This window comes from Christiangramia marina (genome assembly GCF_048285865.1).
Classification (GTDB): domain Bacteria; phylum Bacteroidota; class Bacteroidia; order Flavobacteriales; family Flavobacteriaceae; genus Christiangramia; species Christiangramia marina.
Genome location: NZ_JBLVTK010000005.1, coordinates 1 through 21,427 on the forward strand (window position 1 = coordinate 1; position 21,427 = coordinate 21,427).

Consider the following 21,427-nt stretch of genomic DNA (forward strand, 5'->3'; position numbering starts at 1 on the left):
GGTAACTATCGACGAAAATGGCGTGGTAACCTATACTCCAGACGAAAACTTCAACGGAACAGATTCTTTTGAATACACTATTTCTGATGGGAACGGTGGAACCGATACCGCTACGGTAACAGTAACTGTAGGTGCTGAGAATGATGCTCCTATTGCTGTAGATGATGAGGCTTCAACAACTGAAGACACTCCAGTCGAGATCACTGTGCTTGACAATGATTCTGATCCTGATGGTGATGAGCTTACAGTAACAATTTTTGAAGCTCAAAAACCTTCCAATGGAACGGTAACCATCGATGAGAATGGCGTGGTAACTTATACTCCAGACGAAAACTTCAACGCAACTGATATTTTCGAGTATACTATTACAGATGAAGAAGGACTTCAGGATACTGCCACAGTAACTGTTACAGTAGGTGCAGAAAATGATGCTCCAATCGCGAATGATGATGAGGCTATTACGGAAGAAGATACGGCAGTTGTTATTTCAGTATTAGATAATGATACAGATCCTGACAATGACCAATTAATTGTTACTGAAGCAACTCAGCCTGAAAACGGTACTGTAGTAATCAACGATAATGGTACGGTAACATATACTCCGAATGATAACTTCAACGGAACTGATACTTTCACCTATACTATTTCTGATGGCAATGAAGGAACAGATACAGCTACGGTAACTGTAATAGTAATTCCGGTGAATGATGCGCCAGTTGCTAACGATGATACTGCCACTACAGACCAGGAAGTTCCGGTAACAATTACAGTTTTAGAAAATGACACCGATATTGATGGTGACGAACTAACCGTGATTTCTACTACAACTCCTGGAAATGGTACAGTACAGATCAATGGAGACGGAACGGTAACTTATACTCCTAATGAAAACTTCACAGGAGAAGATACTTTTGACTATACTATATCAGATAACAATGGCGGAACAGATACTGCTACGGTAACCGTATTTGTAAATGATACGGAAGGACCTGAGATCGCCTGTCCAGATACTCTTAATCAGGAAAATGATCCTGGTATTTGTGGCGCAATCGTAGAATTTAGTCTACCTGAAATCGTAGATAATTCAGGGAATGCGACTATCGAGCAAACTGCTGGTCCTGCTTCCGGAGAAGTATTCCCGGTAGGAACTACTACAGTAAGCTTTAAGGCAACAGATGCTGCTGGAAACACAAGCTTCTGTAGCTTCGAGGTGATCGTTACAGATTCTGAAGCTCCTGTAGTGGAAGAAATGGATGATATTACCGTAAACAATGATGCCGGAATATGTGGTGCTGTTGTGGAATTCGGAATGGTTGGAGCAACTGATAATTGTGAACTGGAATCTGTGGAAGTGACCGAAGGTCTTACTTCAGGATCTGAGTTCCCGGTTGGAACAACAACTGTTACTTATACAGTAACTGATGCTTCAGGAAATACTACTACAGAAAGCTTTACTGTAACTGTGGTCGATAATGAAGCTCCGGTAATCAGCTGCCAGGAAAACATGACTGTTGGAACTGCAACTGGAGAATTTTTTGCGATCGTGAACTTTGCAGATGCAACTGCTACCGATAACTGTTCAGTAACTGTAGAACAAACTGCTGGTCCTGTTTCTGGTTCTCTGTTCGAGATCGGAACTACCACAGTAACCTTCACAGCTACTGATGCAGCTGGAAATACTTCAGAATGTAGCTTTACAATTACTGTAGAAGACAATGAAGATCCAACGATTACTTGTCCCGAGACAATTTCTCAGGAGAACGATCCAGGAATTTGTGGTGCAGCAGTAAGCTTTACGCTTCCTGAAATAACTGATAATTCTAATGATGTAACTATCGAGCAAACTGCAGGTCCAGCTTCCGGAGAAGTATTCCCTGTAGGAACTACCACTGTAAGTTTTAAAGCAACGGATGCTGCTGGAAATACAAGCTTCTGTAGCTTCGATGTGATCGTTACAGATTCTGAAGCTCCTGTAGTGGAAGAAATGGATGATATCACCGTAAATAATGATGCCGGAATATGCGGTGCTATTGTTGAATTCGGAATGATTGGCGCAACGGATAATTGTGAACTGAAATCTGTAGAAGTAACCGAAGGTCTTACTTCAGGATCTCAATTCCCAGTTGGTACTACTACCGTAACTTATACTGTAACTGATGCTTCAGGTAATACTACTACAGAAAGCTTTACTGTAACTGTAGTCGATAATGAAGCTCCGGCAATCAGCTGCCAGGAAAACATGACTGTTGGAACAGCCACTGGAGAATCTTTTGCGATCGTAAGCTTTGCAGATGCAACTGCTACCGATAACTGTTCAGTAACTGTAGAACAAACTGCTGGTCCTGTTTCTGGATCTCAATTCGAGATCGGAACAACCACCGTAACCTTTACCGCAACTGACGCCGCTGGAAATACTTCAGAATGTAGCTTTACGGTAACGGTAGAAGACAACGAAGATCCAACGATAGTTTGCCAGGATGATATTGAAATAAGCAATGATCAGGATATTTGTGGTGCTATTGTTGAATTCGACACACCTCAGGGATCTGATAATTCTGGAGAATTTACAATATCTCAAACTGCTGGCTTGGCTTCAGGAGAAACCTTCCCTGTAGGAACAACAACTGTAACATTTACTGTTACCGATGCTGCAGGAAATACTTCTGAATGTTCATTCGATATTACTGTTACTGATGATCAGGCACCAGAACTTGAAGCCTTAGAGAACATTACCGTAAGCAATGATACTGGAATATGCGGCGCTATTGTTACCTACGAAGCTCCTACTGCTACAGATAATTGCGAATTAGCCGAAGTTACTTTGACCGAAGGCATGGAATCTGGAAGTGAATTCCCGGTAGGAACTACAACTGTGACTTACACCGCGACCGATAATAACGGAAATACTTCCACTTCTACTTTCACTGTAACAGTGATAGATAATGAAGCTCCTATTGTTGAGTGTCCTGAGAATATCACTGTGACAGTTGGCTTCGGAATAGAAAGCAGTATTGTGGAATACAATGTGGCTCAAACGACCGATAACTGTTCTGGAGAGACCATCACTATGACTAGTGGAATTGCTTCAGGTGAAGAGTTTCCTCTAGGTGTGACCACGATCACTTTTGAAGCAACTGATGCTGCTGGAAATACTTCAGAATGTAGCTTTACAGTGACCGTTGAAGAAGAACCTGCTCCTGCTCCACCGGCTGCTCCTGAAGTAGACGTAGTTCAACCGAGCTGTTCAGAACCAACAGGAACGATCACGGTAGACGTGCAAAATGGATTAACTTATAGTATAGATGGTGAAAACTATCAGGCGAACGGGATATTTACAAACTTGAGTCCGGGAACTTATGATATTGTTGCTCAGGATGAGTTTGGTCAATTATCTGATCTTACTACGATCGTGCTGGCAGAACCAGTTGCTGAAGATATTGTACTAATCGATAATGGAGTGGTTGATCTTTGTGTCGATGATTCTACTTTCAATCTTTTCGATCTAATTGCCGACAATGAAGATGTTGGAAACTGGATAGATACAGATAATACAGGAGCACTTAACAATGGATTTGTAACTCCAGGCTCCCTGGAACTTGGAACTTATACTTTCGAATTACAAATCGAGGGGAACTGTCCGCAAAGTACATTCGTAACCGTAATGATCAACGATGACTGTGTTGTTTTGGACTGTAGTGTTCAAGATGTAAGAGATAGCATCTCTAAAGCAGTAACTCCGAATGGTGATAACATCAACGATTTCTTTACTATCGACACGGATATTGCATGTGGATTCACATACGATCTTAAGATATTTAATAGATGGGGTGCTAAAGTATTGGATGCTAAAAACTACCAGAATAACTGGGATGGATACTCAGACTCGTCATTTACAAGCTCAAATCAATTGCCATCAGGAACATACTTTTATGTTCTGGAAATAAGAGAAGGTAACTTCGAACCAATTCAAGGTTATATTTACTTAGGAACTAAATAAAAAAGGGAAACCATGAAAAAAGTTTATCTAATTATATTAATGCTATTTGTTGCGGCCCCAGGATTTTCGCAGCAGCTCCCTCAGTTTACTCAATACATGTATAACACGGTTTCTATCAACCCTGCTTATGCAGGTAGTAGAGATGGGTTCTCCATTACTGCACTTAACCGAAACCAATGGGTTGGTGTAGATGGAGCACCAGTAACTCAAACACTCTCTATCAACTCGCCATTGCGAAATGACAAGATCGGTTTGGGATTATCGGTGATCAACGATAAGATTGGTGATGAAAATACCACTTTTGTTTATGGTGACTTTTCTTACAGAGTAGACCTAAGTGCTGATGTGTCTTTAAGACTGGGTCTTAAGGCTGGAGCCTATTACTATGGTCTGGATGATCCTACCATTGGAACAGATCCATTTTTTGCAGATGACTTCAATAGATGGACTCCAAACTTTGGTGCAGGTGCATATCTTTCAGCACAGAACTGGTATGTTGGCTTATCTGCTCCAAAACTCATCAATAAAGACAATAATGAACTTGATGAGTTTAGAGCACTGGAACAGGTTCATTATTACCTTACTGCGGGATATGTATTTGATCTAAGCGATAACCTGAAACTACGTCCTTCCACTCTGGTAAAGGCCACTCAGGGAGCACCGCTTTCAGTAGATATGACTGCAACAGCTATATTAAATGAAAAGTTTTATCTGGGAGCAAATTATAGAATAGATGATGCCATTGGAGCTTTTCTGGATGTGCAGTTATTTCCAGGCTTCAGAGCAGGTTATGCCTATGAATACTCTGTGTCTGATATTCAGCCATATACTTCAGGTTCTCATGAATTCATTCTTATTTACGAATTCAGATTTAAAAATACCAGATACAAATCTCCACGTTTCTTCTAACCAAAGTCTATAGATTATGAAAAACTACTACATATTTTTCCTTTCTATCTTTATCTGTTCCCTTGGGATGCAGGCTCAAAGTGGGAAACAAAAAAAAGCAGACAGGCTATACAAAGACTTCGCTTATCTTGAAGCTACTGAAGTTTATAAAGAACTTATAGAAGATGACTATAATGTTACTTATAATTCTACTCGCCTGGGTGATGCCTATATGATGCTACGTAGTCCGGAAAATGCAGTGTTCTATTATGGAGATGTAATTGAAGACACTACTATTTCCCCAGAATATTATTACAAATATGCACAGGCTCTTCGCGGAGTGAAGCGATACGATGAGTCCAGAACTTTCTTAAAACGTTACCTCGAAACAGGAAGAGATTCTGATGGAATACAAACCATGCTGAATAAGGATGAATATAAGAGTATGGCAACTTACAAACTTCAGCAAGCAGATTTTAATTCTGAAGTCAGTGATTTTGGAGTATTCGAGAGGGATGGAACGATCTATTTTGTTTCCGCCAGAGCTCAGGATGCAGATGTAGAAGAGAAAACATATAGCTGGAACGGTGAACCATTTCTAGATATTTATATGATGGATTCAGAAACAGGGAACATTATGCCTGTTCAAGGTGATATTAATACGAAACTTCACGACGGTCCAGCAGTAGTTTCTCCAGATGGCAGTACTATATATTTTACCAGAAATAATTACCTCGGAAATAAAGAAGGAAAAAGAGATAAGGATAAAACCAATCACTTAAAATTATATTCGGCTACTTTATCCAATGGATCGTGGATCGACGTTAAGGAATTACCTTTTAACAGCAATGAATATTCCATTGGTCACCCTTCCCTATCTAGAGACGGCAAAACACTATATTTTACTTCAGATATGCCTAATGGCAATGGCGGAACAGATATCTATAAAGTAGCGATCAATGAAGATAACACGTATGGGCCTGCAGAAAATCTTGGAGCTCCGGTAAATACAGAATTTGATGAGACCTTCCCTTTTATGGATACCGATGGTACTCTTTATTTCTCTTCTAATGGACATGCCGGCTTAGGTTTGTTCGATATCTTCAGATTAGAAAAAGATAGTGATACTGTAGAGAATTTAGGAGAGACCATTAATAGTAGTCTTGATGACTTCGCTTATTTTCAGGTTGAAGATTCTAAGGAAGGTTATATCTCAAGTAACCGCGAAGGAGATAATGACAATATTTTCGTTTTTAATAAGATGAATCCTTTAGTGGTTGCAGGTATAGTATCTGACGCTGTAAATGGAAATCCAATAAGTTCTGCAACTGTGAGGATCATGGATGAAAATGGTGAGGAACTTGCATTTCTCGAAACAGATGAAGATGGTTATTACGAAACTCAAATTGACCGGGATTTAGAATTCGCAGTGGAAGCCAAAGAGATCAAATACGAAACTTTCAATGGAACGATAGATACGAGAGAGACTGATGAAACTGATACCTTGAAATATGATATTCAGCTAAACCCTATTAAAGATGTTGAATATCTGGCTGAAATTGACAATATATATTTTGATTTCGACAAATCGAATATTAGACCAGATGCCGCACAGGAACTGGATAAACTAGTAGCCCTAATGCAGGATGAGTATCCAGAACTTGTAATAGCAATTGGTTCTCATACAGATCGTAGAGGAACAGATGCTTATAATGAAAAACTGGCCGAACGTAGGGCTAAGTCAACCTTCGACTACCTGGTTGCGAATGGTATAGCCGAAAATAGAATTCAGGAATATAAAGGATATGGGGAGAATAAACCGGCTATAGACTGCGACAGATGTTCAGAAAAAGATCATCAACTAAACAGACGATCTATGTTTAGTGTGGTTGAAATGAAAGAACAAGAATAAGATATTTTAATATTCTTCCAGAATCGAAGCTGGGGTATCGACAAAGGTTGATATGATAAATAAATCGACCCCAACAAATCGATTTGAAAGAAAAAGGTTCAGCCTCTAGCCTGAACCTTTTTCGATTTTATAGGTTTCAACTAAAACATTTAGATAAAAAGTTCAATCATCGAAGGTATTCAACGCTTGTTGAACTTATTTCCTAATGTATCAAGCCCCATTAAATCACTATTTTTATTCTCCTAGGTAGAATCTCATCCTACACATTATTCATTTTTATTATCTGGAGTCTAAAATTGAACCGTATTTCATTATTATGCGTAAATATTAATGGACGATATTGGCACAATTAGTGAGTTTTACAACTTGTACCAACATAAGAATGAAACACATGAATATAAAAAGTAAATTAGTGATCTTTCTTTTTAGCTTTGGAATCCTTACTTCCTGTGAGAAAGAGGAAACACCTACCGAAAGAAACCCCAATCTTCCCGAGAATGTTATCGATGAGAACGAAGAACCTGTAGACGATGCGATAGAGGTAGAAAGTTTTGTATATAATGGTTTAAACGAGATCTATTTATATAAGGAGGATGTGCCGGAACTTGCAGATAATTACTTCTCATCATCTACGGAAAAAACAGAATTTCTGGTAGATGCTTCTTCACCAGAATCTCTCTTTGATGATCTAACTGCAGATTTTGACAGATTTAGCTTTATAACTGATGATTATAATGAACTTGAGGAAAGATTTGAAGGAATGAGTGGAGCTACTGGTATCCGGTATGGTATTGGGCAGATCTCTAATTCAGATTTTGTATTTGGTTTTATACGATATGTATTACCCGGAACATCTGCAGACGAAGCAGGTTTGGCCCGTGGTACTGTATTCACCGAAATTGATGGTCAGCAATTGACCTCTTCAAATTTTATGGAACTTATAGGTCAGGATAGTTTTAGTATTAATATAGCTTACGTGCAGGACAACCAGATCATCGTAACAGATCAGGTTGTAAATCTCACTGATGATACATATACCGAAAACCCGGTATATATTGCTAAAACGCTGAATATAGATGGTAGAAAAATCGGCTACCTGATGTACAATAGCTTTACGGCAAGCTTCGATGATGATCTCAATGCAGCATTCGCAGAATTTCGGGCAAACGGTGTTACAGACCTGGTGGTAGATCTAAGGTACAATGGTGGTGGTTCTGTTGAATCGGCTGTTGATCTGGCCAGTATGATCACCGGACAATTTGAAGGCGAGATTTTTATGAAGGAACAGTGGAATGATAAATACCAAACCTACTATGAAGCTCAGAATCCTGAGGCTTTACTGAATAGATTTGATGGAAATGTTAGAAGTGGTTCATCGATAAACAGCTTAAACTTATCTGAAGTTTATGTACTAACATCAAGGTCCAGTGCATCTGCCAGCGAACTTATCATCAATGGCCTTGATCCATATATTACTGTTAACCAGATAGGAGATCGTACGGTAGGAAAATTCCAGGCTTCAGTAACTCTTTACGATAGCGATGACTACACAAGAGAAGGTGCTAGTGAAAACCATACATATGCTATGCAGCCCTTGGTATTCAAATCGATTAATGTGGATGGTAATTCAGATTACATTAATGGATTACAACCGGATATAGAGTATATCGAGGATTTGAATAATCTTGGAGTTCTTGGCGAACCTTCAGAACCTCTTCTGGAAGTTGCCATCAATAGCATCCTGGGACGATCTAGTATTTCCAAGTCAAGAGTAAACAGAATGGAAATTGAGCTTCTTGGTGAAAGCGGGATGAATAAAGCCGATTTTCAGAAAATGTATATCGATCGTATTCCAGCTGTGATTCAATAATTAAACTTTGATTTATTGTAGCTAAAATTTAATTGAGATAATAAAAAAAGGGAACAGCCTCTAGCCTGTTCCCTTTTAGATTTGGGGGGTGTATGTATTATTCTATTTTTTTACAAATATGTTCGTGAAATAATTTTTCCCTTCAGCATCCTGTCTAACAGAAATTCCAAAATGAGTATAATTCCCTTCAATGTTGTCTTTGTGCCCTCTACTCTTTAGCCATGCATTAATTACTGCTTCAGAAGTTCTATATCCATAACCTACATTTTCTCCTACCTTGCTCGCACCTACTGCATTCATCAAATAGGAAGCTCTATCAGAAAAGTTATCATGGCTAACTGCACCTGCATCTATCATATAGTAATTATGATCTTCAGATTCAACTGAACCTTCAGCAAGCGGCAGTAATTCACTCAACCCATTAGCTTTTCTATAAATATTAAGATCTTCTAAAATCTCAACTTCCAGTGCACTATATTCATAAGAAGCACGACTGGTTACAGTTTGATCATACCCGGTTACATCATCTTCAGAATTGTCTTTAGAACAAGATGTAAGAAACAGAGTACATAAAATCAAGATTAGTCCGGGTGAGTAAAATTTCGTCATAATAGAGGTTCATTTAGATTGGGATGATAAATGTACATATTATATCGATGAAAAACATCAGTCACTTTAAATACGACTAATTATTTCAATATTTTAACATAAACTGTAGGAATTTACGGCTAATTATCTGGAGATATGTCGATTAAAGAAGTATTGGAGGAAATATTAAAGTGTTATTCAACGACTATTTCCTGTCCGTCGTCGCCTAAAATTACATTTGGGAAAACAGTAAATGCTTCCTCTTTAAATTTATTAATATCGCCATAGCGAGTAGAATAGTGACCAAGAATGAGCTTACCTACTCGGGCAGATTTAGCAATTTCAGCAGCTTGTTTGGCGGTGCTATGCTTAGTAGGAGCAGCGAGTGCGGCTTCGCTTTCGAGAAAGGTTGATTCATGATAAAGAGCAGTCACTTCCTGGATCAATGGAACCATTTCAGGATTATACATCGTATCACTACAAAAAGCATAGGATAGAGGTGCTGCAGGATCTTCTGTGACCATATTGTTTTTAATCAGGATGCCATCTTCCGAAGTGACATCCTTGCCCTTTTTTAAACTTTTAAATAGCGTATAATGAATGTTTCTTTGCTGGGCTTCATCTATAAGTAGCTTTCGATCACCTATTTTTTCTTTAAATAAGAATCCATTGGTATAGACTCTATGTTTCAAAGGAATAGTGCTCACTGTAACTTCTTCATCTTCCAAAACAACCTCAGATTCCCTGGAACTCAGTTCATGGAAAATTAATGGGTATTTTGTCCAAGCTCCGCTTAATTGAAGTTGTACAGTAATAAATTTTTTAATACCCTTGGGACCATGAATATGAAGTTCAGATTCCCGGTTCAGTAAAGAAAATGTAGAGACAAGTCCTACCAGTCCAAAGACATGATCACCGTGAAGATGCGAGATAAATATATGTTTAATCCTGGAGAACTTAATTTTATTTTTACGCAGGGCAACCTGAGTGCCTTCACCACAATCAATAAGAAAAAGATGATTTTTAATCTCCAGAACTTGTGAAGTTGGATTAGTAAAACTTCTGGGAGTAGCGGCATAACAGCCAAGGATCGTTATTTTTAACTGGCTGTTAGACATTTTTAAAATCCAAGATCACGCTGGATCTCGTCCATCTGTATCATGTCCTCTGCTTCCTGCAATGTAGGGACTACGACTAATTCTTCCGGTAATTCATCTATACCCAATACATCATTAACGATCACAAAACTTTTGTTTGATTCTCTATGTAAATTGGAAACCTCTAAAAAAGCCAGTAATTGCTGGTTTTCTAAATCCTTATGTTTACTTAAATCCACAATGATGTTTGAAGACTCAAAATCCTGATGATGCTTGGTTAACTGACTCGTAAAGTCTGTGAGTTCTGCATTTTCAGCAGAGATAAGTATATAATTCTTCTTTTCGGTTCTTTTCATAATTTCTTTTATTGTTTGATCTTGGATGCGAGCAAATAAATTACAGCCATTCTCACCGCAACCCCATTTTGTACCTGATCAAGTATGATCGCATGTTCAGAATCTGCCACGTCGCTGGTGATCTCCACTCCCCTGTTTATTGGTCCGGGATGCATGATCACAATTTCTTTATTGAGACTATCCAGCAACTTTTTATTTAATCCGAATTGTTTTACATACTCCCGGGTACTTGGAAAGTAACTAATATCCATGCGTTCATTTTGCACGCGCAACATGTTGGCTACATCGCACCATTCCAGAGCTTTTTTGAGATTCGTTTCAACCTTTACACCCAGAGATTCAATATGCTTTGGTAGCAAGGTTTTGGGCCCACACACTTTGACTTCCGCGCCCTGAAGTTTCAATGCGAAAATATTGGAAAGGGCTACCCGACTATGAAGAATATCTCCCACGATCACGACCTTTTTGCCTCTTACATCACCAAGCTTCTCTCGAATAGAGTACGAATCAAGCAAGGCCTGGGTAGGATGCTCATGCGCCCCGTCTCCGGCATTAATTATACTGGCGTTTACGTGTCTTGAAAGAAATATTCCAGCGCCGGGGTTGGGATGTCTCATAACCACCATATCAACTTTCATTGAAAGGATATTATTGACGGTATCAATAAGAGTTTCACCTTTTTTTACTGAAGAGGAAGCTGCAGAAAAATTGATAACATCTGCACTAAGCCTTTTTTCCGCTAGTTCAAAAGAAAGTCTGGTTCGTGTACTATTTTCAAAAAAGAGGTTCGCGATGGTAATATCTCTTAAAGAAGGAACTTTTTTGATTGGTCTGTTGATCACTTCCTTAAAATGATCTGCCGTCTTAAATATTAATTCTATATCCTCCTGCTGAAGATATTTGATTCCCAGTAAGTGATCTACACTTAATTCACTACTCATGATCCAAGTCTTTTGCAATTAAATAAACCGCATCTTCTCCATCCTGTTCTTTCCAGCTTACTTTCACTTTTTCATCATTGATAGCATCTACCTGTCTTCCGGTGTAATCTGGCTGAATTGGTAAATGTCTGCTGAACCGCCTGTCTATCAAGCTTAATAATTCAATTTCGAGCGGTCTTCCGAAGGATTGGATAGCGGTCAACGCCGCTCTTATGCTTCGGCCAGTATAAAGAACATCGTCAATAAAAATTACATTCTTATCCTCTACTACAAAATCTATTCTGGTCTTATTCGCTTCCAGAGGTTTCTCTCCTCTTCTAAAGTCATCGCGGTAAAAAGTAATATCAAGCTGACCAGTTTTCAAATGATCCAATCCATACTCATCTTTCAGAATGCTGATAATCCTTTCAGCCACATATATTCCACGAGGCTGAATTCCTATAAGTACGGTATCTTCGAAATTTGTGTGCTTTTCTACTAATTGACAGGCCAACCTGTGAAGAATGATATCAAGTTGATTTGAGTCTAAAAGAACTTTGCGGCTCATAAAACTGGTTGTAGATTAAAACAAAAGTAAGGCTTTTTTTGGATTGATCTTTTACTAAACTATAGTCTGATCGTTTTATCATTTCACTGCTGAAAACTATTCATTAAATATTTATATCCAGTTTATTTCTTAGAAATTCTTCAATGGCTTTCTCAACGATCTCGGTATCCTTCGATTTGATATCACTTCCTACGAAATGGGTTTCCGGGGTGGCCAGTGGTTTCAAAACTACCATTGAGTCTGGAGTACTAAGTAATTTATGAATATTTTCATAGATATCTACCTCTACATGTTCATCTTCCTGGATAAAGTTCTTATGATAATATAGAGTTAATACAGGACAATGCACCTTCTTAAAAGTCTCCGGTATCATTGTGGTTTCGACGAGAACCTGAAGATCTACGAGAGCCCGGGATGGATAAATCGTATCCCAGTACTGGGTAGCGATTCGTTGTTCATGCTCAATTTTCCTGTTATCCCCAAAACTTATTAAGCTCGCAATCTCGTAACCCCACGGAGTACTCAGCACAAAAGTACCAGGTTGATCATCCTCGAGATTTGGCCCCATATTTATGAGAGCATAAACGTCCTCAGGATATTCAGCAGCAAGCTTAAACGCCAGAGTTCCGCCAGTAGATGTACTCATTATAATCACCTTTTCTCCAATCTGTTTGGCTATGGCTAAAGCTTCCTTTGCAGATTGCCAGGCATTCTCTCCGTTGAAATCATCCAGACTTGCCTGAGGCTTAAGACCGTGACCTGCCCAGCGAGCATAGTAAATATTTGCATTTAATTTCTTAGCAATATTTTTATTTACTGGATAACCATCTCTATAACTACCTGCAAAACCATGGAGATAAATGATGCTATATTCTGTTTTACTAGGTGTTTTTCCATACCATTCTATGCGAGCCTGATTATCCTTACGTGTTGGCTTTTTAGATTCGCTATCGTTAATATGATCTTCCAGTTCGGTTAGACTGGAAGCTATTTCAGGAAGCTGTAGATCGTATTCAGGTTCCTCGGGAATTGGTCCGGTAAAGTAAGTGACTACGAGAACCGCCACGAGAACAAGCACAATCCAGTATCTTTTTTTCATACTCCAATATTACTGAAATTTGAGTAACCTCTTCGCTTAGACCTGAGCTAAATCTATCCTAAATATGATCAGTGAGAACTGTTATTCTTTCAAATTCCAAACGGTATACTGCAATATGAACCAAATATAAGTTTAACCTGAATCAACCAATTGATACCAAAATTCATGCTTTTTAAAAGTTTACTGTTGCTTAAACCGAAGAAAATATCTTAATTGCAGTAATAGATTCCCCGATCTAATACAATCTACGACCTATGCAGAACGTGAGAGAACATGAAATCTCATTAATTATGCAAGAACCTCATGTTTTTGAATTTGTTCAAAAGTATGGCTTGCATGGATTTTTGATATATAAACCGGTAGAACCGGATTACATCTGGCTCAATATTCAAATCTTGCGATACCTGGGATTCGCTCCTCCATCACACATACTAAAAAAAAGCAAAGCCGAAGAATATCTTAAGTTTTCGAACTGGAAAGAGCTAATTTTAAAAATTAAACATGATCCCGAGAAGTCCGGTCAAATAAGACTTAAAACTTCCAGAGGTCACTTCAGAAAGTTTTCTTATAAGGCAATTGAGTTACCTGGCGGTGCACTCATTTTTGCTCTGGAAGAACAGAAGCAGAATGTTATTCAGCAATTGTCTGATAGTATTGCTGGTGGAATTAGTAGCAAGGAGATCAGCCAGATGAAAAAAAGGTTTGAACTTAAAAGGTTGTTTATAGAACAGGCTCCCTCTGCAATAGCCATGTTTGATAATAATCTAAAATATATAGCAGTTTCAAAACGCTGGTTAAAGGACTATCAAATTGAAGATATTGATGTGATTGGTAAATCACATTACGAAATCTTTCCCGAAATTGGGGAGGATTGGAAGAAAATACATCAGGAATGTCTTAGTGGTGCGATACACAGCATGGATGAAGAATGTTTTGTTCGTGCAGATGGAACTGAGAACTGGATCACCTGGGAAGTGAGGCCATGGTACAATTCTGAAAATTTAATTGGAGGTATTATTATGCATACCGCAGATATTACTGAAATTAAGAATAGTGAGGCTGAAAACCACCGAAAGCAGGAACTAATGGAAAAAGTTCTGGAAAGCGTTGAAGTAGGGATCGTAGCCTGTGATGCTAAGGGTAATCTTACATTATTCAACCAGGCAACCAAGGAATGGCATGGCTTACCAGCAGAATCTGTTCCTAAAGAGGAACTATCCCGGCATTATGGCTTATACAATGCTGATGGTACGCGAGCTCTGGAACAGCATGAAATACCACTTATAAAAGCACTCAATAACGGGCCAATCGCTAATGAAGTCATTAGAATACGACCAGTTAATGGAGAAGAAATTACAGTATCGGTAAATGGAGTTCAGGTTTTTGACCATGATGGTAACCTGGATGGAGCGGTAGTAGCCATGCATAATATTAATCACCGGCTTCAGGCAGAAAAGAAGTTGCGTATTAGTGAGCAAACATTTCGTGGCAGTTTTGAACATGCCGCCATTGGGATGGCAATTCTGGATATAAACGGTAACTGGCTAAGTGTAAACAAAAGTCTTTGTAATATCATAGGCTATACCGAAGAAGAGCTCAGGAAACTAACATTTCAGGATATTACCCATCCAGACGATTTAAATAGCGACTTGAATCTACTAAATGAGCTGGTTGCCGGGGAACGCGAATTTTATCATATGGAAAAAAGGTACTTCCATAAGAACGGATCGATCGTATTCATCAAACTTGCCGTGTCACTGGTACGGGATCATAAAGGCAGACCTTTACATTTTGTCTCTCAAATAACTGATATCACTAAAGAAAAGATCGCTTCAGAAAAACTGCGATCAACTTTAAACAAACTGGAAGGCATCTTCAATGCAAGTACCCACGTTAGTATCATTTCAACAGATTCTGAAGGGCGCATAGAATCATTCAACAAAGGAGCTGAGAGGATGCTTGGGTACACCCAAACTGAAGTCTCTCAGCAATTGAACATAACTGCTATTCACGTTTCTAAAGAACTTGAATCCTTCTCCAAAAACCTCTTCAGTGATTACGAAAACTATGATCTTCCACAGTTCCTGGATAAGATTTCAAACAGCAAAAATTTTAAAAATAAGGACTGGACCTATGTCAGAAAAGACGGTACAGAATTTCCTGTGCAACTGGCAATTACTTCAATTTCAGATAGCAGTGAGAATACAGGATACCTTTTTATGGCTATCGACATCACTAACCTGAAGATAGTCGAAGAAGAACTTTCCAGCGTTATGACCATCACCCAGGAGCAGAATGCCAGACTCAAAAACTTTGCTCATATAGTTTCTCACAATTTAAGATCTCATTCCAGTAACATTGGGATGCTGCTGGATCTGGCGATGCGTGACTATCCAGAATTAAAAAAGAATGAAATCTTCTCACATCTAAATAATGCATCGGGAAATCTATCGGAAACTATTGAACATCTTAACGAAGTCACCCTGATCAATACTGCCGTTGAAGAGAATTTGGATGCTGTGAATCTATGTAAAAGCGTAGAAAATATTACTCATGCTATTACGGCCATTGCTGCCAGACAAAATGTTGATATTTATAATAACATTGCAGAAGATATCTTTGTTTTAGGTGTACCGGCATATATAGATAGTATTCTTCTCAACTTTATGACCAATGCTGTTAAGTACAGTTCTTTGGAAAGAGATGCGTTTATAAAATTAAGCGCCAATGTTTTGGAAGATGGATTTGTGCGAATTGATATTGAAGATAACGGCCTTGGTATAGATCTCAAAAAGCACGGAAGAAAGCTGTTTGGAATGTACAAAACCTTTCATAAACATAAAGACTCCAGAGGAATTGGGTTATTTATTACAAAAAATCAAATTGAAGCCCTACACGGTAAAGTTCAGGTCCAAAGTGCACCTGGACAAGGAACCACCTTCTCAATCTATTTAAAAAATTATGAAAAAAGTTGATATAGCCTGTATTATAGATGACGATCCAATTTTTATCTACGGAACGAAAAGGATCATGGAAATGGCAAATTTCGCCGAGAGTATTATGGTATTTAAAAATGGTGAAGAAGCAATCACCAAATTAAGTCCTATCATGGAATCCAATGAGTCAGTTCCAGATATTATTTTACTGGACCTCAATATGCCTATTATGGATGGATGGCAATTTCTGGATGAATTCTTAAAAGTCCCAAGTTCAAAAAAGGTTATTATTTATATAGTGACTTCTTCAGTAGACCCGGATGATGTAGAAAGGGCAAAGAGTTATGGTGAAGTGGATAATTATTTGATCAAACCAATTAAAGCAGATCAACTCATGGAACTAATGAATAACTTTCAGAAGAACTGAGCCTTTGATAGGAAATTTTGTGGAATAGATCTTTAAAAAAGGAATGGATCAGATAAAATGTTTCAGACTAGATTAATTTCAGTAGAAATGTTTTAGAAAAGAAAAACCTCCTTAGTGAACTAAGGAGGTTTTATATTTAATGTCTAAGAGAGTTAATTAGCTCTTCCCTTCCATCTTATCTTTCAACGCTTGAAGATCAGCATTAACATCACCAATAGTAGTGGCGTTGTCTTTGTTTTGCGAAGCTGATTTCTTAGCAGCCTGCTTAACGATTTTTTGCTCTTCTTCTTTGTGAATTACCATATGAGAAGCCACCACTCTCTTGAATTCTTTGTTGAACTCAATGATCTGGAATTCTGCTTCTTCACCTTGTTTAAGTTTAGAACCGTCTTCTTTCTCCAGATGTCTCTGTGGAACGAATGCAGTAATATCCTCATTAAAGTCGATAGTTGCTCCTTTGTCTACAATCTCAGTGATCGCAGCAGTATGTTTTGTTCCAACTCCAAAGTCAGCTTCATACTTATCCCAAGGATTATCTTCGATCTGCTTGTGCCCAAGACTAAGTTTTCTACCATCTACATCAAGTTCAAGAACTACAACTTCAAGCTTATCACCTACGTTCGTAAACTCAGATGGGTGCTTGATCTTCTTAGTCCATGAAAGATCAGAGATATAGATAAGTCCGTCGATTCCTTCTTCTAACTCAACGAATACTCCGAAGTTAGTGAAGTTACGAACGATACCTTCATGTCTTGAACCAACAGGATATTTAGTAGTGATATCAGTCCATGGATCCTGGCTCAATTGCTTGATACCAAGAGACATTTTTCTGTCTTCTCTATCTAAAGTAAGGATTTGAGCATCAACCTCATCACCAACATTTACGAAATCCTGAGCTGAACGCAAGTGCGTGCTCCAGGACATTTCAGAAACGTGGATAAGACCTTCAACACCTTCAGCAACTTCGATAAATGCACCGTAATCTGCGATTACAACTACTTTACCTTTCACGTTGTCACCAACCTTAAGTTCTTCGCTAAGAGCATCCCATGGGTGCTGGCTAAGTTGCTTAAGACCTAATTGGATTCTAGACTTAGACTCATCAAAGTCAAGAATTACAACGTTAAGTTTTTGATCTAGTTCAACGATCTCATTTGGATGGTTGATTCTAGACCAGCTAAGGTCTGTAATATGAACAAGTCCATCAACACCTCCAAGGTCAACGAATACACCGTAAGAAGTAATGTTCTTAACAGTACCTTCAAGTACCTGACCTTTTTCAAGCTGTCCAATGATCTCTTTCTTCTGCTCTTCTATATCTGCTTCGATAAGCGCTTTGTGAGAAACAACAACGTTCTTAAACTCGTGGTTAATCTTCACAACTTTGAATTCCATGTTCTTACCTACGTAAGCATCATAATCACGAATTGGTTTCACATCGATCTGCGATCCTGGAAGGAAAGCTTCGATACCAAATACGTCTACGATCATACCACCTTTAGTACGACATTTAATAAATCCATTTACAACAAGACTTTCATCATGTGCAGTGTTCACTCTTTCCCATGCCTTGATCACTCTCGCCTTACGGTGAGAAAGGATCAACTGTCCAGTAGAATCTTCGCGAACGTCGATAAGTACTTCTACTTCATCACCTTCTTTAAGATCTGGGTTGTAACGAAATTCGTTTAGAGAAATAACACCTTCACTCTTTGCATTGATATCAATGATTGCATCACGATCTGTAATATTAATTACTTTTCCTGTTACAACCTCGTCATCTAAAGTGTCAACGAAATTTTCAGCTACTAATTTTTCAAATTCTTCCAGCTTCTTATCGTCGATAGGATCAATACCTTCTTCGTAGTTGTGCCAGTTAAATTCTTCTAGAAATTTCTCAGGGTTTGCCTGTTGCGTTTCTGCGTCAGGTTGAGACTCATTTGCCATACCGGCAACGTCTTGTACTTCAATTTCCTGAGATTCTTTGTTTGTGTTTTCTTCAGCCATTACTGACTCCTAAATTTGTATTCTGTGTTTCTTCGGAAATCTTTCAGCAAAACAGAAACTACAGAAGTTGTTTATAGTTTTGATTTTCAACCCTTTTTGGATTCCCGGTATTCTGCCAAAAAGGAGTGCAAAAATACAACTTTATTTATATAATTCAAACCCCTACTTCTCTATTTTTAAGCAGATTCAGTTTTCTTGAAAAAGATGTGTGTAATTAAAATGAGTATCGTGTAAAAAAGACCTAGAGTTGCCACTCCTTCCCAATGGAAAAGCTCCCAGGCATATGCTCCCGTTATGGTTCCCAGTGCACCGCCTACAAAGTATCCTACCATATAGATCGTATTTATTCGATTGCGTGCATCCTGGTTCCTCGAAAAAATGATATTCTGATTCGTAATGTGCAGCGATTGCAAACCCATATCTACCAAAAGGACTCCTATTACCATACCTATTATCGAATTGCCTGAAAACTCGAAAATCACCCAGGCTAAGAGCATGATAAGGGTGGCCAGAGTGATCAAATTGTTCTTATTCATACGGTCGCTGAGTTTACCGATTACAGTGGCCGCCAATGCCCCTCCTATTCCCAGCAACCCGAATGCTCCGGCGATACCGCTTCCATAATTGAAATTATCTTCCATTACAAAAACCAAAGTAGTCCAGAAGGCGCTGAAACCTGCAAATCCAAGTCCTCCTCTCACCGCAGCAAGTCGCACCGGTCTTTCGGTTTTGAAATAATGCCAGGTAGATTGCATGAGTTGTTTGTAGGAACCTTTAAAATCGGGTTGAAGTTCTGGTAACTTCAATTTTAAAAGTAACCAAAGTATTAGCATCATGCCGGTTGCGCCATAATACATGGCACGCCAGCCAAAATATTCCCCTACGTAACCGCTAATAAATCTACTTCCCAGAATTCCAATAAGTAATCCACTCATTACGATACCAATGGCACTACCCCTGTTTTTCGGATTTGCTAACTGCGCCGCCATAGGCACAAATACCTGCGGTACCACGCAAGAAAAGCCAACAACAAATCCTGAGAATATTAAAATTGGTAAACTCGGAGCTATTGCCATAGCGAGAAGGCTAATAATGATGACAGCAAAATCAACCATCACCATCCTCTTCCGTGGGAACTTGTCTCCTAGCGGAATAATAAATAACAACCCAAAGGCATACCCAAGCTGAGTAAATAATGAAATATTACTCACCGCCGCTTCAGAAACGCCGAAGTCAATTGCAATTAAATTTAATAAGGGTTAATTGTAGTAATTATTGGCTACTACCAAACCGGCACTGGCAGACATTAAATACAGTACCGATTTACTTATGCCTCTGTTCTCAGACATTTATTCAGACAATCTGTCTTCTACAATTTTTAATATCTGGTCGAATTGCTCTTGAAGATCCAGGTCTGAATTATCGAATTCCACAGCATCATCAGCCTTAATAAGCGGTGAGTCTTCACGAGTAGAGTCCATAAAATCACGATCTTTTACATTTTTCAAGACCGCGTCAAATTCAACCTCATCCCCTCTTTCAATAAGCTCATCATATCTTCGTTGTGCTCTTTTTTCAGTAGAAGCAGTCATAAAGATCTTCAGTTCAGCATCTGGAAAAACTACGGTCCCTATATCGCGACCATCCATCACAACACCCTTTTCTTTTCCCATTTCCTGCTGCTGTTCTACAAGCAATTTTCTTACTTCAGGTACAGCTGCAACTTTACTCACCTGTTCCGAAACTTCCATATATCGAATTTCCTTCTCGACATTTTCACCGTTAAGATACATTTCAGCAAAACCCTTCTGTTCGTTGAAAACAAATTTCAAACTCACAAAAGGAAGATGCCTAATAATTGCTTCTTCATCGAAATTGGTATCAGAGACGAACAGCTTTCGCATCATATACAAAGTTACCGCGCGGTACATGGCGCCGGTATCCACATATACATAATTTAATTTTTTTGCCAGTCCTTTTGCAACAGTACTTTTACCTGTGGAAGAAAAGCCATCTATAGCGATTGTTATTTTCTTATTCATATTCTTTAAACTTCTAATTACAAAGGTAAATTTTTAAAGCCTTTACCTCATCATTATATAAAAGAAAAGCCCCTTTCGGGGCTTTATCTGGATCTATAACTTCTTAGCGTTCTTTACCGCCTGTTTGGTAATGGCAATATCTATGACATCGCTCATATCCCTTACATAATGAAAGGTTAGACCTTTTAAATATTCGTCCTTGATCTCCTCAATATCACGCTTATTTTCTTCACAAAGAATAAGTTCTTTGATTCGGGCTCTCTTGGCTGCCAGGATCTTCTCTTTGATTCCGCCAACAGGAAGAACCTTTCCTCTTAAGGTGATCTCGCCGGTCATGGCAATACTCTTCTTCACCTTCTTCTGAGTAAATAGCGATACCAGAGAAGTAAGCATGGTGATACCTGCACTTGGACCATCCTTCGGGGTTGCCCCTTCCGGAACGTGAATGTGTACATTGTACTTTTCAAAAATTGAAGCATCTATTCCAAGATCGTCTGCATTCGCTTTGATATATTCCATAGCAATGGTGGCCGATTCCTTCATCACTTTCCCGAGGTTTCCGGTAATACTAAGATTACCTTTACCTTTAGAGAGAATAGATTCGATAAACAAAATATCACCACCTACCTGGGTCCAGGCAAGTCCGGTAACTACACCAGCAACATCATTGTTTTCATATTTATCACGCTCCATTTTAGGACTTCCAAGAATTTCAATAAT

General features: G+C 38.7%; 16 protein-coding genes. 6 read left to right on the plus strand and 10 right to left on the minus strand.

Features of this window, described 5'->3' with window-relative positions; genetic code table 11:
* From ACNKXS_RS14630 to ACNKXS_RS14655, 4 genes are all read left to right on the plus strand, one after another.
* Positions 1-3,997, plus strand: a 3,997-nt coding sequence (locus ACNKXS_RS14630) for an HYR domain-containing protein (RefSeq protein ID WP_470272232.1), incomplete at its 5' end; no start/stop codon positions are given.
* Between the two features lie 12 nt (positions 3,998-4,009).
* On the plus strand, positions 4,010-4,906 hold the full coding sequence (locus tag ACNKXS_RS14645; RefSeq protein WP_417921522.1) for a PorP/SprF family type IX secretion system membrane protein: 897 nt from the start codon (positions 4,010-4,012) through the stop codon (positions 4,904-4,906).
* 16 nt (positions 4,907-4,922) lie between these two features.
* Complete coding sequence (locus ACNKXS_RS14650; protein WP_417921523.1) at positions 4,923-6,797, plus strand: OmpA family protein; 1,875 nt, start codon at positions 4,923-4,925, stop codon at positions 6,795-6,797.
* 391 nt (positions 6,798-7,188) lie between these two features.
* Complete coding sequence (locus ACNKXS_RS14655) at positions 7,189-8,667, plus strand: S41 family peptidase (RefSeq protein ID WP_417921524.1); 1,479 nt, start codon at positions 7,189-7,191, stop codon at positions 8,665-8,667.
* A gap of 102 nt (positions 8,668-8,769) precedes the next feature.
* On the opposite strand, the gene ACNKXS_RS14660 is transcribed toward ACNKXS_RS14655, so the two are convergent.
* From ACNKXS_RS14660 to ACNKXS_RS14685, 6 genes are all read right to left on the minus strand, one after another.
* Complete coding sequence (locus ACNKXS_RS14660) at positions 8,770-9,276, minus strand: CAP domain-containing protein (RefSeq protein WP_295181317.1); 507 nt, start codon at positions 9,274-9,276, stop codon at positions 8,770-8,772.
* 173 nt (positions 9,277-9,449) lie between these two features.
* The gene (locus tag ACNKXS_RS14665) at positions 9,450-10,373 is read right to left on the minus strand and encodes a ribonuclease Z (protein ID WP_417921525.1); all 924 of its coding nucleotides are present in this window, start codon (positions 10,371-10,373) and stop codon (positions 9,450-9,452) included.
* Positions 10,374-10,375: 2 nt separating this feature from the next.
* On the minus strand, positions 10,376-10,708 hold the full coding sequence (locus tag ACNKXS_RS14670) for a ribonuclease Z (protein ID WP_417921526.1): 333 nt from the start codon (positions 10,706-10,708) through the stop codon (positions 10,376-10,378).
* 8 nt (positions 10,709-10,716) lie between these two features.
* Positions 10,717-11,649 (minus strand): aspartate carbamoyltransferase catalytic subunit, encoded by a 933-nt coding sequence (locus ACNKXS_RS14675; protein ID WP_417921527.1) that lies wholly within the window; start codon positions 11,647-11,649, stop codon positions 10,717-10,719.
* Positions 11,642-12,196, minus strand: a complete 555-nt coding sequence (gene pyrR, locus ACNKXS_RS14680; RefSeq protein ID WP_298248226.1) for a bifunctional pyr operon transcriptional regulator/uracil phosphoribosyltransferase PyrR — start codon at positions 12,194-12,196, stop codon at positions 11,642-11,644. The genes ACNKXS_RS14675 and pyrR overlap by 8 nt, the downstream gene beginning before the upstream one ends.
* Positions 12,197-12,299: 103 nt before the next feature.
* Complete coding sequence (locus tag ACNKXS_RS14685; protein WP_417921528.1) at positions 12,300-13,295, minus strand: alpha/beta hydrolase; 996 nt, start codon at positions 13,293-13,295, stop codon at positions 12,300-12,302.
* A gap of 290 nt (positions 13,296-13,585) precedes the next feature.
* Here ACNKXS_RS14685 and ACNKXS_RS14690 point away from each other — a divergent pair, with 290 nt between their 5' ends.
* Both ACNKXS_RS14690 and ACNKXS_RS14695 read left to right on the plus strand, forming a co-directional pair.
* Positions 13,586-16,270, plus strand: coding sequence for a PAS domain S-box protein (locus tag ACNKXS_RS14690; RefSeq protein ID WP_417921529.1), 2,685 nt, complete (start codon positions 13,586-13,588; stop codon positions 16,268-16,270).
* Complete coding sequence (locus ACNKXS_RS14695) at positions 16,257-16,658, plus strand: response regulator (protein WP_417921530.1); 402 nt, start codon at positions 16,257-16,259, stop codon at positions 16,656-16,658. The genes ACNKXS_RS14690 and ACNKXS_RS14695 overlap by 14 nt, the downstream gene beginning before the upstream one ends.
* Positions 16,659-16,814: 156 nt before the next feature.
* Here ACNKXS_RS14695 and rpsA read toward each other — a convergent pair whose 3' ends face one another.
* The 4 genes from rpsA to ACNKXS_RS14715 form a co-directional block, all read right to left on the minus strand.
* A complete protein-coding gene (gene rpsA / locus ACNKXS_RS14700; protein ID WP_141877568.1) occupies positions 16,815-18,665 on the minus strand; it encodes a 30S ribosomal protein S1 in 1,851 nt (616 codons plus the stop codon).
* 176 nt (positions 18,666-18,841) lie between these two features.
* Positions 18,842-19,909, minus strand: coding sequence for an MFS transporter (locus ACNKXS_RS14705; RefSeq protein WP_417921573.1), 1,068 nt, complete (start codon positions 19,907-19,909; stop codon positions 18,842-18,844).
* Between the two features lie 105 nt (positions 19,910-20,014).
* Complete coding sequence (gene cmk / locus ACNKXS_RS14710) at positions 20,015-20,707, minus strand: (d)CMP kinase (protein ID WP_417921531.1); 693 nt, start codon at positions 20,705-20,707, stop codon at positions 20,015-20,017.
* Positions 20,708-20,800: 93 nt separating this feature from the next.
* On the minus strand, positions 20,801-21,427 hold a 627-nt coding region (locus tag ACNKXS_RS14715; protein ID WP_417921532.1), incomplete at its 5' end, for a S16 family serine protease.